At 69.2% G+C, this 15,986-nt stretch carries 11 protein-coding genes; 6 read left to right on the top strand and 5 right to left on the bottom strand.

From position 1 onward, the window contains the following. Window positions 1–41 precede the first annotated feature (41 nt). The 3 genes from ABZZ22_RS10100 to ABZZ22_RS10090 all read left to right on the top strand — a co-directional run bounded on the left by ABZZ22_RS10100 (window position 42) and on the right by ABZZ22_RS10090 (window position 5,353). Window positions 42–3,917 carry a DNA-directed RNA polymerase subunit beta' gene (locus ABZZ22_RS10100; RefSeq protein WP_354930137.1) on the top strand — a complete coding sequence of 1,292 codons (3,876 nt, stop codon included), beginning with the start codon at window positions 42–44 and terminating at the stop codon, window positions 3,915–3,917. Between the two features lie 396 nt (window positions 3,918–4,313). Next, window positions 4,314–4,775, top strand: a complete 462-nt coding sequence (locus ABZZ22_RS10095; RefSeq protein WP_354930134.1) for a DUF4232 domain-containing protein — start codon at window positions 4,314–4,316, stop codon at window positions 4,773–4,775. Window positions 4,776–4,867: 92 nt separating this feature from the next. After that, entirely contained in the window at window positions 4,868–5,353 is a 486-nt protein-coding gene (locus ABZZ22_RS10090; RefSeq protein WP_354930131.1) for a pyridoxamine 5'-phosphate oxidase family protein, read from the top strand. A 2-nt stretch (window positions 5,354–5,355) separates the two neighbouring features. Here ABZZ22_RS10090 and ABZZ22_RS10085 read toward each other — a convergent pair whose 3' ends face one another. From ABZZ22_RS10085 to ABZZ22_RS10075, 3 genes are read right to left on the bottom strand one after another with little or no spacing between them, the layout of a single operon-like run. Further along, a complete protein-coding gene (locus tag ABZZ22_RS10085; protein WP_354930128.1) occupies window positions 5,356–6,204 on the bottom strand; it encodes an ABC transporter ATP-binding protein in 849 nt (282 codons plus the stop codon). Next, the gene (locus ABZZ22_RS10080; RefSeq protein ID WP_354930125.1) at window positions 6,201–7,175 is read right to left on the bottom strand and encodes an ABC transporter substrate-binding protein; all 975 of its coding nucleotides are present in this window, start codon (window positions 7,173–7,175) and stop codon (window positions 6,201–6,203) included. The genes ABZZ22_RS10085 and ABZZ22_RS10080 overlap by 4 nt, the downstream gene beginning before the upstream one ends. Before the next feature lie 28 nt (window positions 7,176–7,203). After that, window positions 7,204–8,262: an iron ABC transporter permease gene (locus ABZZ22_RS10075; RefSeq protein WP_354930122.1), complete on the bottom strand. Its 1,059-nt coding sequence runs from the start codon at window positions 8,260–8,262 to the stop codon at window positions 7,204–7,206. 128 nt (window positions 8,263–8,390) lie between these two features. On the opposite strand from ABZZ22_RS10075, the gene ABZZ22_RS10070 reads away from it, so the two are divergent. Both ABZZ22_RS10070 and ABZZ22_RS10065 read left to right on the top strand, forming a co-directional pair. Beyond that, window positions 8,391–9,623, top strand: coding sequence for a geranylgeranyl reductase family protein (locus tag ABZZ22_RS10070; RefSeq protein ID WP_354930119.1), 1,233 nt, complete (start codon window positions 8,391–8,393; stop codon window positions 9,621–9,623). Then, complete coding sequence (locus tag ABZZ22_RS10065) at window positions 9,623–10,567, top strand: NUDIX domain-containing protein (RefSeq protein ID WP_354930116.1); 945 nt, start codon at window positions 9,623–9,625, stop codon at window positions 10,565–10,567. The genes ABZZ22_RS10070 and ABZZ22_RS10065 overlap by 1 nt, the downstream gene beginning before the upstream one ends. Window positions 10,568–10,616: 49 nt before the next feature. On the opposite strand, the gene ABZZ22_RS10060 is transcribed toward ABZZ22_RS10065, so the two are convergent. Together ABZZ22_RS10060 and ABZZ22_RS10055 are read right to left on the bottom strand one after the other, a co-directional pair. Further along, window positions 10,617–11,576, bottom strand: coding sequence for an ornithine cyclodeaminase family protein (locus ABZZ22_RS10060; protein WP_354930113.1), 960 nt, complete (start codon window positions 11,574–11,576; stop codon window positions 10,617–10,619). A 16-nt stretch (window positions 11,577–11,592) separates the two neighbouring features. Further along, window positions 11,593–12,951 (bottom strand): MFS transporter, encoded by a 1,359-nt coding sequence (locus ABZZ22_RS10055; protein ID WP_354930110.1) that lies wholly within the window; start codon window positions 12,949–12,951, stop codon window positions 11,593–11,595. Between the two features lie 150 nt (window positions 12,952–13,101). Here ABZZ22_RS10055 and ABZZ22_RS10050 point away from each other — a divergent pair, with 150 nt between their 5' ends. Continuing rightward, a complete protein-coding gene (locus ABZZ22_RS10050) occupies window positions 13,102–15,900 on the top strand; it encodes an FAD-binding and (Fe-S)-binding domain-containing protein (RefSeq protein WP_354930107.1) in 2,799 nt (932 codons plus the stop codon). The last annotated feature ends 86 nt before the right edge of the window (window positions 15,901–15,986 follow it).

Here is a 15,986-nt window from a genome sequence, read left to right as displayed (position 1 = left end):
TTTGAACTTTCCAAGAACTAACGAAGGAACTGGAAGCCATCGTGCTCGACGTCAACTTCTTCGATCAGCTCAAGATCGGCCTGGCCACCGCGGACGAGATCCGCGCGTGGAGCCATGGCGAGGTCAAGAAGCCTGAGACCATCAACTACCGCACGCTCAAGCCCGAGCGTGACGGCCTCTTCTGCGAGAAGATCTTCGGTCCCACCCGGGACTGGGAGTGCTACTGCGGTAAGTACAAGCGCGTGCGCTTCAAGGGCATCATCTGCGAGCGCTGTGGCGTCGAGGTCACCCGCTCGAAGGTACGCCGCGAGCGGATGGGCCACATCGAGCTCGCCGCTCCGGTGACCCACATCTGGTACTTCAAGGGCGTTCCGTCGCGGCTGGGCTACCTGCTCGACCTCGCGCCGAAGGACCTGGAGAAGGTCATCTACTTCGCCGCGTACATGATCACCTCGGTCGACGAGGACGCGCGTCACCGCGACCTGTCCTCGCTCGAGGCCAAGGTCGACCAGCAGCGCAAGATGCTCACCAGCCGACTCGACGTGGCGATCAACGACCGCGCCAAGAAGCTCGAGACCGACCTGGCCGCGCTCGAGGCTGAGGGCGCCAAGTCCGACGTCAAGCGCAAGGTCAAGGACGGCGCCGAGCGCGAGATGAAGCAGCTGCGCGACCGCACCGAGCGTGAGGTCAACCGTCTCGACGAGGTCTGGGACACCTTCAAGAACCTGAAGGTCCAGGACCTCATGGGCGACGAGCTGCTCTACCGTGAGATGAAGACCTGGTTCGGGAAGTACTTCGAGGGCCACATGGGCGCCACGGCGATCCAGAAGCGTCTCGAGGACTTCGACATCGAGGCCGAGGTCGAGAACCTGCGCGAGACCATCGCCACCGGCAAGGGTCAGCGCAAGGTCCGTGCGCTCAAGCGCCTCAAGGTCGTCGACGCCTTCCGCAAGACCGGCAACCAGCCGACTGGCATGGTGCTCGACGCCGTCCCGGTCATCCCGCCGGACCTGCGCCCGATGGTGCAGCTCGACGGTGGCCGCTTCGCGACCTCCGACCTCAACGACCTCTACCGTCGTGTGATCAACCGCAACAACCGCCTCAAGCGTCTCCTCGACCTCGGTGCCCCCGAGATCATCGTGAACAACGAGAAGCGGATGCTGCAGGAGGCCGTCGACTCGCTGTTCGACAACGGTCGTCGTGGCCGCCCGGTCACCGGGCCGGGCAACCGCCCGCTGAAGTCGCTCTCCGACATGCTCAAGGGCAAGCAGGGTCGTTTCCGTCAGAACCTGCTCGGTAAGCGCGTCGACTACTCCGGCCGTTCGGTCATCGTGTCGGGTCCGCAGCTCAAGCTGCACCAGTGCGGTCTGCCCAAGCAGATGGCCCTGGAGCTGTTCAAGCCGTTCGTGATGAAGCGCCTGGTGGACCTGAGCCACGCTCAGAACATCAAGTCCGCCAAGCGGATGGTCGAGCGGGCCCGCCCGGTCGTGTGGGACGTCCTCGAAGAGGTCATCACCGAGCACCCGGTTCTGCTGAACCGTGCGCCGACCCTGCACCGCCTCGGCATCCAGGCCTTCGAGCCCCAGCTGATCGAGGGCAAGGCCATCCAGCTGCACCCGCTGGTCTGCACGGCGTTCAACGCGGACTTCGACGGCGACCAGATGGCTGTCCACCTGCCGCTGTCGGCGGAGGCCCAGGCCGAGGCTCGCATCCTGATGCTCTCGACCAACAACATCCTCAAGCCGTCCGACGGTCGCCCGGTCACCATGCCGACCCAGGACATGATCATCGGTCTCTACTTCATCACCTCGGACCGCGAGGACGAGGTCGGTGCGGGTCGTGCGTTCTCGTCGCCGGCCGAGGCCATCATGGCCTTCGACCACCTCGAGATCACGCTGCAGTCGAAGATCAAGATCCGTCTCGACGACATCGTCCCGCCGATCGGCTACGACGTGCCGGAGGGCTGGACCGAAGGCAACCCGCTCGTTCTCGAGACCACGCTGGGCCGGGTGATCTTCAACGACACCCTCCCCGCCGACTACCCCTTCGTGAACTACGAGGTCGGTAAGAAGCAGCTCGGCGCGATCATCAACGACCTGGCCGAGCGCTACACCAAGGTCGAGGTCGCCGCGTCGCTGGACGCGCTCAAGGACAACGGCTTCCACTGGGCCACCCGTTCGGGTGTCACGGTCTCCATCGACGACGTCACCACGCCGCCGAACAAGGCCGAGATCCTGGAGACGTTCGAGACGCAGGCTGCCAAGGTGCAGAAGCAGTTCGAGCGTGGTCTGGTCACCGACGAGGAGCGCCGTCAGGAGCTCGTCGAGATCTGGACCGAGGCCGCCAAGGTCGTCGGTGCTGCCATGGAGGCGGCGTTCGACAAGAAGAACCCGATCTTCATGCAGGTCACCTCGGGTGCTTCGGGTAACTTCAACCAGATCCGCCAGGTCGGCGCCATGCGAGGCCTGGTGGCCAACCCGAAGGGCGAGATCATCCCGCGGCCGATCAAGTCGAACTTCCGCGAGGGTCTCTCCGTCCTGGAGTACTTCATCTCCACCCACGGTGCTCGTAAGGGTCTGGCCGACACCGCGCTGCGTACCGCCGACTCGGGTTACCTGACCCGTCGTCTGGTGGATGTCTCGCAGGACGTCATCATCCGTGAGGACGACTGCGGCACCGAGCGCGGTCTGCCCAAGGTCATCGGCGTCGAGGCGGCCGGCGTCGTCGTCAAGGACGACAACGCCGAGACCGCTGCGTACGCTCGCACGGCTGCCGTCGACATCGAGCACCCGTCGACCGGCGAGGTTCTCGCGGTCGCCGGCGAGGACCTGGGCGACGTCAAGATCGAGGAGCTGGTTCGCGCCGGCATCACCGAGGTCAAGGTCCGTTCGGTCCTCACCTGTGAGGCTCGCACCGGTACGTGTGCCAAGTGCTACGGCCGCTCGCTGGCCACCGGCAAGCTCGTCGACATCGGTGAGGCGGTCGGCATCATCGCCGCCCAGTCCATCGGTGAGCCCGGCACCCAGCTGACCATGCGTACGTTCCACACCGGTGGTGTGGCCTCGGCCGACGACATCACGCAGGGTCTGCCGCGTGTCGTCGAGCTCTTCGAGGCGCGTACGCCGAAGGGCGTCACGCCGATCTCCGAGGTCGCCGGTCGCATCGAGATCGAGGAGACCGACAAGGCCCGCAAGGTCCTGGTCACTCCCGACGACGGCTCCGAGGTCATGGAGTACGTGGTCTCGCGTCGCTCGCGTCTGCGGGTCGGCGACGGCGACCACGTCGAGGTCGGCTCGCCGCTGACCGTCGGTACGCCGGACCCCAAGGAGGTCCTCCGTATCCTCGGTGTCCGCAAGACGCAGCAGCACCTCGTCGACGAGGTCCAGCAGGTCTACCGGTCCCAGGGTGTGTCCATCCACGACAAGCACATCGAGATCATCGTGCGGCAGATGCTGCGCCGGATCACGGTGCTCGAGTCGGGTGACACCAACCTGCTGCCGTCCGACCTGGCCGACCGTATCGACTTCGAGTCGGAGAACCGGCGCGTGGTCTCCGAGGGCGGCAAGCCGGCCTCGGGTCGTCCGGAGCTGATGGGTATCACCAAGGCCTCGCTCGCTACGGAGTCCTGGCTGTCGGCGGCCTCCTTCCAGGAGACCACCCGCGTCCTCACCGACGCTGCCATCAACGGCCGCTCCGACTCGCTGCGCGGTCTGAAGGAGAACGTCATCATCGGTAAGCTCATCCCGGCCGGCACCGGCCTGGAGCGCTACCGCAACATCAAGGTCGAGCCGACCGACGAGGCTCGCGCCGCGGCGTACTCCGTCACCGGTTACGACAACTACGACTACGAGTTCGGCAACACCGGCGGCCAGGCCGTCGCGCTGGACGACTTCGACTTTGGTTCCTACCAGTCCTAAGGGCGAAGCCCGCAGGACTGGTTGAAGGAACCAGACCGAGCAAGACAAGGCCCCGCCAGGCTTGCCTGGCGGGGCCTTGTCGCGTCGAGAGGCAGAACGTCGTACGACAGCAGAGGCTGAGATTTCTCGAGATCGGACGCAACGAACCGGCCGGGCCACGCGTCTCAGGGGTGGGACGATGAGTTGTCTGCTACTCGAGGAGCGACGATGCGGCGCATGCGGCTGATGATGGTCGGTCTCGGGATCCTCGGCGTGCTCGCGGCGGGAGGTTGCGCGTCGACGAACGATGGGGCGGTCGGCTCGTCACCATCTGCCTCCGGGACCGTGGATCCCACCCGGGCGAGCAGCTCACCGTCCCCGTCTCAGTCCTCACCGGCGACCACGGGGGGTTCGCCGGTGAGGACTGAGTCATCTTCCTCTTCTGAGCCTGCGGAGGCAGACCCGTCGACCCCGAAGTGCACCAACGCCGATCTGAAGGCCGGCTATCGTGCGACCGACGCGGGTGCGGGGTCGCGGTTCGGCGAGATCACGCTGACCAACGTCTCCGACCATGCCTGTGCCCTGGGTGGCTTCGGTGGACTCTCGTACGTCGGTGGCGACGACGGCACCCAGATCGGTGCGCCAGCGGTCCGCAAGGGCTCGTGGCGCACGGTGATCATGAAGCCCGGCCAGGTGGCGGTCAGCACGGTCGCGGAGTCCACGGCCGAGAACTATCCGGCCTCGAAGTGCAAGCCGACCAAGGTGGACGGGTTCCGGGTCTACGTGCCGGACTCCTACGACTCCCAGTTCGTTCGTCACGAAACGACCGGGTGTGCGGACAAGAACGTGTCGCTCCTGTCTCATCGCGCGTTCCACTAGCGGCCATCCGTCCGCGGGATCCTGGCGGCATGAACGAGGCTGAGCGAGATTGACCGCGCGCACCGCGGACGAACTCGTTTACCCTCAGGGGTATGGCAGCTGATCTGGACAGACACGTCCGTGGAATCGTCGACGACGTCGCCTACCTGGTGCTGGCGACCTCGGATCCCGACGGGCGGCCGCGTACGTCGCCGGTCTACTTCTCGCACGACGGCTACCGGGCCCTCTACTGGGTCTCGGCGCCTGACGCCCAGCACTCCCGCAACATCCTCCGCGACCCGCGCGTGGCCGGGGTCATCTTCGACTCCTCGGTGCCGCCGTGCTCCGGGGCGAGCGCGGCGTACGTCACCGGGATGGCACGCCAGGTGCCCGACTTCGAGCTCGAGAAGCGCTGCCAGGTGGCGTTCCGCCGGCTGATCGGAACGGCCCGGGCGTTTCGGCCCGAGCAGCTGCGCGGGGAGGCGTCGTTGCGGCTCTACGTGATGGACGTCGAGCTCTGGGAGGCGCACCTTCCCGGTGTCGACCCGGACGACGAGACCGCTCCGGAGACCAGGGTCGAGGCCGAGCCGGAGGTGTGAGCTCAGCCCAACGGGTGGAAGAGGAGGTGGATCTCCTCGCGCAGCTCGAGCCGCTCGACGCCGATGCCGTAGACCGGCTCCAGGATCTCGGGGCGAAGCACCTCGTCGACCGTGCCGCGGGCGGCGACGCCGCGCCGGTCGAGCAGCACCAGGTCGTCGCAGTAGCGGGCCGCCAGGTTGAGGTCGTGGAGCACGACGATCGCCGTCGTCCCCAGACGACCGGAGCGAGGTCGATCGGCGAGCTTGCTCGTCCGCTCGTGCCGAGCGAGGGAGTAACCGCGCGGAGCGCGGAGCTTGCGCACCAGGGCGAGGATCTCGTGCTGGTAGCGGATGTCGAGGTGGTTGGTCGGCTCGTCGAGGAGCAGATGGGTCGCCTCCTGGGCCAGCGCCCGGGCGATGAGCACCCGCTGCCGTTCACCACCGGAGAGCGCGGCGAAGGAGCGTGGACCGAGGTGGGTCCCGCCGACGCGCTCGAGGCACTCCGCGGCGATCTCCAGGTCGTGCCCGCCGGCCCTGGCGAAGGCGGACAGGTGCGGCGTACGTCCCAGCAGCACCATCTCGCCGGCGGTCAGGGCGCCCGAAAAATTTGGGTCGGCGGTGCCGGACTCCTGGACGACGACGGCCAGCCGGCGGGCGACCTCCTTCGCGGGGAGCCCAGTGAGCTCGTCGCCGTCGATCTCGACGGTGCCGCTGCCGCGTAGCGCCCCGTAGAGCAGCCGGAGCAGGGTGGTCTTGCCGCTGCCGTTGGGCCCGATCAGGCCGAGGACCCGACCCTCGTGGGAGGCGACGTCGACGTCCTCGAGGATGGTCGTGGTGCCGTACGTCCAGGACAGGCCACCGGCCTCGATCACTGGTCGAACCTCTCGATGATCCGCTCCAGGCCGTCGACCGAGAGCGCCGAGGGAGGCTCGGTGAAGTTGAACAGCTGCGCCATCACGTCGCCGTTCTTGACCGCGTTGAGATCCTCGGCGCCGGCGAGCCGGGTGACCGACTCCTCGACCTTTTTCGGGTCGCCGGTGTTGTGGAGCAGGATGATCACGTCGGGGTCGCGCTCGAGGAGATCCTCGGTCGAGACCTCGAAGACGCGCTCGTCGACGTCGGCGAAGACGTCCTCGAAGCCGGCCGCCTCCAGCTGCGGGTGGGCCATCGACCTGGTCCCGTATGCGTAGGTCACGCCGCCGCCGACGGTGGGATAGAGGACCGCCGCCGTGCGTCCTTCGCCGACCTTCTTCGCCTCCAGCTCGGTGACGCGTTCACGCAGGTCAGCCACGGCCTTGGCGGCTTCGTCCTCGCGGTCGAAGACCTTGCCGTAGGTCTCCAGCTGGCTGTAGACGTCGTCGAAGCCGGGGTCTGCGACGCCCTCAGGGCACATCGCCGGCTCCTCGAGAAGGTCGATGTCGACGGCGTCGAGGGTGTCTCGGGACAGGTTGTCGACCTCGCCGAGGACCAGGTCGGGCTCCTCGCCGATCACGACCTCCTTGGAGATCTGCAGATGACCGCTGGTGTCCATCTCGTCGGTGAGCAGCGGGATGTCGTCGAGCTCGGTCCGGGTCTCGGTGTCGTAGTAGTCGGCCGGGTAGTCACCGGCCCGGGCCACGACCCGGTCCATCACGCCGAGAGCGTGCAGGTAGGGCACCGCGGCGCTCTTCAGCATCACGACGCGCTCCGGCGGGGCATCGAGGCTGACCTCGGCGCCGCAGTTGTCGATGGTGACCGGGAACCCTTCGGCGGGGGCCTCGTCGCCAGCGGCGTCTGCGTCGGCGCCGCACGCGGTCGTCGTGGCCAGCAAGAGCGCGGCGGTGGCGATCATGGGACGGATCATGTCGGAGCTCCTGGTGATGGGGTGATGGTCAGACGTCGCGCGCCGAGAAGCGCCGGATCAGGACGATGAGGAACGGGGCGCCCAGGAGCGCGGTGACGATCCCGATCGGGATCTCCTGGGGCTGGAGGAGGACGCGGGCGAGCACGTCGGCCCAGACCAGCAGGATTGCGCCCATGAGCGCGGCCGCCGGGATGGCCACGGCGTGGGCGGAGCCGACGGCGCGACGGGCCAGGTGCGGCACGACCAGGCCGACGAAGCCGATGCTGCCGGCGGCCGAGACGACCACGCCGACGGTCAGCGCCACGACGATCAGAAGCAGGGTGCGGAAGCGGTCGGGAGAGATGCCGAGGGTGTGGGCGGTCTCGTCACCGATCGCCAGCGCGTCGAGGCCGCGGCCGGACAGGGTCAGCAGGAGCGTGGTGGCGAGCACGGCGATCGCCACCACGGCGAGCAGGCCGTTCCACTGGGCCAGGCCGAGGGAGCCGAGCAGCCAGAACATCACCGACCGCGCACCCTCGGCCGACCCCGAGGCGAAGATCAGGAAGCTGGTCAGGCCGTAGAGCAGGTAGCCGACCGCGACACCGGAGAGCAGCAGGCGCAGCGAGGTGACCCGGCCGCCGCTGCGCGCGAGGGCGAACACCAGGAAGGACGCCGCCAGGGCGCCGACGAACGCGGAGCCCGGCAGGGCGTACGCCCCCAGGCCGGTGCCGGCGCCGAAGAGGATCGCCGCCGCGGCGCCGCTGGAGGCGCCGGAGTTGATCCCGAGCAGGTAGGGGTCGGCGAGCATGTTGCGGACCATCGCCTGCAGCGCCATGCCGGTGATGGCCAGGCCGGCGCCGACCAGGGCGCCGAGGAGCACACGGGGGAGGCGTACCTTCCACACGATCGCCTCCTCGGTGGCCTTCCAGCCGGCCTCGGGGAGGCCGAGGAGGTGGTGGCCGAGGATCTGGGCGACCGTCCCCGGGCTGACGTACGCAGCGCCGAGACCGACCGCGACGACGATCGTCGCCACGGTGGCGGCGAGGAGCCCCAGGAGCCAGATGGTCGCGCGCCGGCGACGGCGGTGTACGCCGAGAGGGTCGTGCACGTGGGGGCCTTCCGAGCTCGCTGCAAAGATCTAATGCGAAGAACTTGCAATAACCTAGCAGGGGGTCGGTTCGGGCTGAGGTGAGGGTTCTTTCGCGGTCCGTTGGCCGGTTCTGGGAAGATATGCGCATGACCTCGTCCCTTCCGCAATCAGCTGACGTGCTCGTCGTGGGGGCAGGGCCCGCGGGCTCGGCCGCGGCGGCCTGGCTGGCGCGCGCAGGGGTCGATGTCCTGCTGACCGACGCGGCCGTCTTCCCGCGTGACAAGACCTGCGGCGACGGGCTGACTCCGCGCGCGACCCACGAGCTGGTCCGGCTCGGACTGGAGGACTGGCTGCGTGCGCACCCGGTCTCGAAGGGCCTGCGGGCGCACGGGTTCGGACAGACGCTGCACCTGCCCTGGCCCGGCGGCACGTTGCCGTCGTGGGGGTCGGCGGTGCCGCGCACCGAGCTCGACGATCACCTGCGCACCGTGGCGATCAAGTCCGGCGCGACGGCGGTCGACGGCGTACGCGCGGTCGACGTGCGGTGGGACGGCGAGCGGATCGCCGCGGTCGTCTTCGCGGGCGGCCACGAGGTCGCCTGCCGGTCGGTCGTGGTCGCCGACGGCGTGCGCTCGCCGCTCGGCAAGGTGCTGGGGCGGGAGTGGCACCGCGACACCGTCTACGGCGTCGCCGGGCGGGCCTACATCGCCTCCGAGCAGGCCGATGACGAGTGGATCTCCTCCCACCTCGAGCTGCGTGACGAGTCTGGTGCGGCGCTGCCGGGGTATGGCTGGATCTTCCCGCTGGGCTCGGGCGAGGTGAACATCGGTGCGGGCGCGCTGGCCACCTCCAAGCGGTCCGCGGACGTCGCGATCAAGCCGCTGATGAGGCACTACACCGAGCAGTGCCGTGAAGAGTTCGGGCTCCAGGGCGAGCTGCGGGCGGAGAAGTCCGCGCTGCTCCCCATGGGCGGTGCGGTCTCCGGCGTCGCCGGCGTCAACTGGGCGCTGATCGGCGATGCCGCCGGATGTGTGAACCCGCTCAACGGTGAGGGGATCGACTACGGCCTGGAGACGGGACGGATGGTCGCCGACGCAATCGTCGCCGGGGAGGATCTGGCCACCGCCTGGCCGGCGACCCTGCGTGAGCACTACGGCGAGGCGTTCTCCGTCGCCCGCCGTCTGGCCGGGATCGCGACCCACCCGCGCCTGGTGTCCACCCTCGGACCTGCGGGGATGCGCTCCGACTGGCTGATGACGCTGGCCCTGCGGTGGATGGGCAACCTGGTCACCGACGAGGACCGCGACCGGGCCGCCAAGGTGTGGCGCTGGGCCGGTCGCCGCTCGCTGGCTCTCGACTCCCGACCCCCGTTCAGCTGATGGCGACGCGAAACCGGGGCCGCGGTGGGCGGCGACGCAAGCTTCCGAAGGTGCAGCGGGTGGGGGCGTACGCCGTCATCATCCGGGCCGGCGCGGGCAAGGAGCCCGAGATCCTGCTCAGCCGGCTCTCGGAGAAGGTCACGCCGGACGAGCGGTGGACGTTGCCGGGAGGTGGCATCGACCACGGCGAGGACCCGCGCGACGCGGTCGTGCGTGAGGTCTACGAGGAGGCCGGGGTTCCGGTCGAGATCGGCGTCGACGCGCGGGTCTACTCCGTTCACCAAGCCAAGGCCTGGCGGCTGGGCCGACGGGTCAACTCCCACGCCATCCGGATCGTCTACGACGGCTGGGTGCCCCATGACGCTCCCGAGCCGCAGACGATGGAGGTCGACGGCTCCACCGCCGAGGCGGCCTGGATATCGCTGGCGGCGGTGACGAGCGGTGAGATCCCGACGTCTCCGCTGGTCACCGATGCCCTCGACATGCACGAGCCGACCCGCAACCAGCGGCTGGCTGCGTACGCCTTCATCACCCGGCCCACCGACGGTGCTGTGCTGCTCACCCGGATCTCGCCGCGGGGGTATCACTCGGGTTCGTGGACGCTCCCGGGCGGCGGGCTCGACTTCGGCGAGCACCCGCGCAAGGCGCTCGAGCGCGAGGTGACCGAGGAGTGCGGTCTCACCTGCGACGTCGGCGAGCTGCTCGACGTCCATGACGTCAATGTCGTCGGCACCGCCCCCAACGGCCGCCACGAGGAGTTCCACGGCGTCCACCTCATCTTCGCCGCCTCCGTTCCCGATGGTGCCGAGCCCCGGGTGGTCGAGCAGGACGGCACCACGGACGACGTACGTTGGGTGACCCGCGCCGACCTGGCCGATCTCCCGCTCCTGGACGTGGTGACCGCAGCCCTGGCCGCCGAGAAGTCAGAAACTGACGCCGAGTAGTCGATTCTTGACGCCGAGAGGTCGAGAACTGACCTCTCGCGGTCCGGGGTCAGGAGAGGTGGGCCTGGGTGCCGGCGTCGCGCGCCTCGGCGACGGCCAGGATGACCTCTGCTGCGGCGGCGTCCTGGACGCCGACGCCTACGGAGAGATAGACGAGTACGTCCGCCGAGGCGCGGTCGAGCGAGTCGGCGCCGGTCAGGAGCGCACCGAGGTCGGTGGTCCGGTCGGGCGTGACCAGCCCCGAGGCGATGGCGTCGACGACCGGGCCGGCGTCGGTCACGGCGGACGGGCGATAGTCGACGAGGACTGTGGAGCGTCCCAGAAGCGATGGCGGCAGCTCGACGCGGTCGGGGGCGAAGGAGCCGACGCTGGCCACGGTGGTGCCGTCGGTTACCCAGGCGTCCTCGATGACCGGGGTGAGCGACGAGGTGCAGAGGACGACGATGTCGGCGCCGCGTACGGCCGGTTCCAGGTCGTGCTTCGCGGTGGCGCCGTGGGATTCGGCGATCTGGGCGGCAGCAGCGCGGTTGCGGCCGTGGATCTGGAGGTCGGCGTCGGGATGGGTCACTGCGAAGGCGTCGAGGTGGGCTCGGGCCTGGGCGCCGGTGCCGACGACGAGGATGCTCCTGGCGTCGGGGGCGACCTGCTGCATGGCGAGGGTGGTCGCGGCTGAGGTGCGCAGGCCGGTGACGCTGTCGCCGTTGATGATCGCTCGCGGTGCGCCGGTGTCGGGGTCGAGGACCGTGATGACCGAGTGCACGGCGCCGAGGCCGCGGGCGGCGTTGGCGGGGTTGACGCTGCCGAACTTGCTCACCGCGGGGGCGTCGGGGGCGATCCGGGACGAGTAGCAGAACGAGACCGACGCGTCCGGTCCTGGGACGAGGAGCCGAGGAGGCTGGACGGCCTCCCCGGCCCCCAGCCGGGTGAACGCCTCGCGCTGGGACTCCAGCGCGAGGCGGGGCGTGAAGATGCTGCGTACGTCTGCGGCGGAGAGGATCCTGACGGTCACTCCGCCACGGTAGCCCTCAGGCTTTGGCCAACTCCTGCGTCTCCTCGAGCGCGATGTCCCTGGTCTCCTTGCCGATCAGCAGCGAGATCAGGGTGATCACCGCCATCGCGGAGAGGTAGACGCCGACCAGGACGGGGGAACCGTCGGCCTGCTTCCACAGCGCGACCGCGATGAACGGCGCGACCGCGGCGCCGAGGATCGAGGCGACGTTGTAGGAGACGCCGGAGCCGGTGTAGCGCACGCTGGTCGGGAACAGCTCCGGCAGCAGCGCACCCATCGGACCGAAGGTCAGGCCCATCAGGGAGAAGCCGATGACGAGCCAGAGCATGACGCCGACGTTGCCGGCGTTGACCAGAGGCACCCAGGTGAAGCCGAAGACGATGATCCCGAGCGTGACCACGATCAGCAGCCGGCGGCGGCCGAACCTCTCGGCGAGCGGGCCGGAGACCATGGTGAAGATGCCGAAGAAGACCACACCGAAGATCAGCATCAGCACGAAGGTCGTGTAGCCGTAGCCCAGGCCGGGGACCGCGAGGTCCTCGGCGGCGGTGCCGAACGACAGCGAGAACGCGGTCATCAGGTAGAAGAGGACGTAGGTCGCCAGCATGAAGAAGGTGCCGAGGACCAGCTGCTTGCCCTGGTTGCGCACGACCGAGGCGAGCGGGACCTTGCGGACCAGGCCGGCGTCCTGGCTCTTGGTGAACACGTCGCTCTCGACCAGGCGCAGCCGGACCCACAGGCCGATGACGACCATGACGGCGGAGAAGAGGAACGGCACGCGCCAGCCCCACTCCAGGAACGCCTCGGACGGCCTGGTCGGGTCGGCGCCCTCAGCGGAGAGCAGCGCTGCGATGGCCAGGAAGAGGCCGTTGGCGAGGATGAAGCCCAGCGGTGCGCCGAGTTGCGGGAACGTACCGTAGATGGCGCGCTTGCCCTCCGGCGCGTTCTCGGTCGCGACCAGGGCCGCGCCGCTCCACTCGCCGCCGAGCGCGAAACCCTGAGCCAGGCGCATCAGCACGAGCAGCGCGGTGGCGACCCAGCCGACGGTCTCGTACGTCGGGAGGGTGCCGATCAGGAAGGTCGCGATGCCCATGGTGAGCAGCGAGATCACCAGGGTCGTCTTACGGCCGAGGCGGTCGCCGAGGTGGCCGAAGAAGATCGCGCCGATCGGGCGGGCGACCATCGCGGCGCCGAAGACGGCGAAGCTTGCCAGGAGGGCGGTGGTGGGATCCCCGGCTGGGAAGAAGAGAGCGGGGAAGACGAGGACGGCTGCGGTCGCGTACACGTAGAAGTCGTAGAACTCGATCGTCGTCCCGACGAGACTGGCGACGAGCACGCGTGAGCGTGGGTTTGCCGGGGTGGTGGTGTCGGACATTGGTCTCTCTCCGAGGTGTGAGGGGGCCCGCCTCTCGCGGGTCGTCCCATCGTATGAGAGGTCGTATCGACCAATGAGACGGGTGCGGGTTCTGGTCGCCCGCCGTGGGCATCGGGCGGCGACGACGCGACGGTCTGTGACAATGAGCGCGTGAATGCGACTGCCTCGGATCTGGCGAATGAGCTGCGCAACCAGGGGATCAGCCGGGTCGACGACTCGCCGCTGGCCCGGGCGCTCTACTCCAGCGACGCGAGCCTCTACCGGGTCGTGCCCTCGGTCGTGGTGCGGCCGCAGTCACGCGACGAGCTGCTCGGGGTTCACTCGGTGGCGCGCTCCGTGGGAGCTCCGGTGACGATGCGCGGCGCGGGCACCTCGATCGCCGGCAACGCTGTCGGGACCGGCATCGTCGTGGACACGCGGGACCTGCGCACCATCTACGAGATCGACCCCGAGGCGCGGACCGCGCGGATCGATCCGGGCGTCGTCCACGCCGACCTGCAGCGGGCGGCGGCGCCGCACGGGCTGCGCTTCGGGCCCGACCCGTCCACGCACACCCGCTGCACCATCGGCGGGATGATCGGCAACAACGCCTGCGGCAACCGCGCCCTGGGCTACGGCCGGACCGTCGACAACATCGAGGCGCTGACCGTGCTCTTCGGCAACGGCGAGCAGGCCGTCTATGCCGAGGGTGTGTCGGCCGGCGAGACGGCGGAGCGGCTGCAGGCGCTGGTCGGCGCCAACCTCGGGCACGTACGGACCGAGTTCGGTCGTTTCGGGCGCCAGGTCTCGGGCTACTCGCTCGAGCACCTGCTGCCGGAGCGGGGCGGCCGGGTCGACCGGTTCCTGGCCGGGTCCGAGGGCACGCTGGCGACCATCCTGGAGACGACGGTGCGGCTCGTCGAGGACTCTCCCGGGCGGCTGCTGCTGGTGCTCGGCTATCCGACCATGGCGGAGGCGGCCGACGCGGTGCCCGCTCTGCTGGCGGTGGTGCCGGGGCGGTTGATCGCCTGCGAGGGGATGGACGCGCGGATCGCCGACCTGGTGCGCGCCAAGGGTCGCTCGGTGCCAGATCTCCCCAAGGGAGCCGGCTGGCTGATGGTCGAGGTCGCCGGTCAGGATGCGCCTGACCTGGTGCAACGTATCGCTGCGGCCTCGGGGGCGCTCGAGTCGCGGGTCGTCGTCGATCCTCTCGAAGCGGCCGCGCTGTGGCGGATCCGCGAGGACGGTGCCGGGCTGGCCGGGGTCTCCCTGCCGACGCCCGCCCACTCGGGCTGGGAGGACGCGGCCGTCCCGCCGGAGCATCTCGGAGCGTGGCTGCGGGACTTCGAGGAGATCTTGGAGTCGTTCGGTCTGCACGGCTACCCCTACGGTCACTTCGGCGATGGCTGCATCCACTGCCGCATCGACTTCCCCTTCGCGCCGGACGCGCCGGAGTCGGCGCAGGTGTTCCGGGAGTTCATGACGGCGTGCGCGACCAGGCTGGTGACCTACGGCGGCTCGCTTTCGGGAGAGCACGGCGACGGCCGGGTCCGCTCGGAGCTGCTGCCGATCATGTACGACTCGACCTCGATCGATCTCTTCGAGCAGGTCAAGGGCATCTGTGACCCCTCGGACCTGCTCAACCCGGGCAACATCGTGCGGCCTGCGTCGATCACCGACGATCTGCGTCCGGTGCGGCCACGTGCCCTCCCGCGGACCGGACTGCGGCTGATCCACGACTCCGGCGACCTGGGTGCTGCCGTGCACCGCTGCACCGGCGTCGGCAAGTGCGTCGCCCCGAAGACTGCCGGGGTCATGTGCCCCTCCTACCTCGCCACCCGCGAGGAGAAGGACTCCACTCGTGGGCGTGCGCGTGTGCTGCAGGAGGCGCTCGACGGGTCGCTCGTCGGTGGGCTCGGCGACCCTGCGGTGGGAGAGGCACTCGACCTGTGCCTGGCCTGCAAGGGGTGCGCGTCCGACTGTCCCACGGGCATCGACATGGCGACGTACAAGTCCGAGGCGCTCCACCAGAAGCACGACGTCCTCGGGGAGCGGCGGCCGCGCTCGCACGCTCTTCTCGGGCAGCTGCCGAAGTGGGCGCGGCTCGCGGCGCCGTTCACTCAGATGGCCAACGCGTCGCTGAAGTTCTCGCCGCTGGCCAAGATCGCCAAGAAGACCGCCGGCATCGACCAGCGGCGCTCGATCCCGGCGTTCGCGCCGAAGACGCTGAAGCGGTCGGCGCCGACCGCGACGCTTCCGGAGGCTCCGGACGTGTGGATCTGGGCCGACTCGTTCACCGATCACTTCTTCGCGCAGTCGGGTCATGGTGCGATCAAGTGGCTGGAGTCCCAGGGCCTGACCGTGCGCGTGATCGGCGAGAAGGCCTGCTGCGGGCTCACCTGGATCACCACCGGCCAGCTCGACGACGCCCGGAAGATCATGGAGAAGACGGTTCGTACGCTGGCTCCCTATGTCTCCTCAGGGGTGCCGGTCGTCGGCCTGGAGCCGTCGTGCACCGCGACGCTGCGGTCGGACTCGGTGGAGCTCTCGGCGCTGCCCGAGGCTGAGGTCGTACGTGACGGGATGCTTACCTTCGCCGAGTTGGTGAAGCGGCTGGTGGGCGAAGGTCGGGTGTCGCTGCCCGACCTGACCGGCGTCGAGGTGGTCGCGCAGCCGCACTGCCACCAGCACGCCGTCCTGGGCTGGGTCGACGACGAGGCGCTGCTGACCCAGGCCGGTGCGAAGGTCACCAAGGTCTCCGGCTGCTGTGGCCTCGCCGGCAACTTCGGGGTCGAGGAGGGCCACTACGAGGTGTCGGTGGCGGTCGCGGAGACGTATCTGCTGCCCGCCGTCCGATCCCACCCCGACGCGGTCGTCCTGGCCGACGGGATGTCGTGCCGCGTACAGCTCGACGACCTCGCCTCGGTGCCGACCATGCACCTCGCCGAGCTCTTCGCCTCGCGGGTCTGAGGCGTCGGCGGGGCTGGTCGTCGTCGGTGTAACACGCTGTTCGTAGGTCTACTCGCCTTTTATAACGACCGGATAGACCTACGAAC

The sequence above is a fragment of the Nocardioides sp. NPDC006273 genome, assembly GCF_040613495.1.
In the GTDB taxonomy this organism is placed as follows: domain Bacteria; phylum Actinomycetota; class Actinomycetes; order Propionibacteriales; family Nocardioidaceae; genus Nocardioides.
Note: the sequence above shows the minus strand (reverse complement) of the source record. Positions and strands in the feature narration are given on the sequence as shown.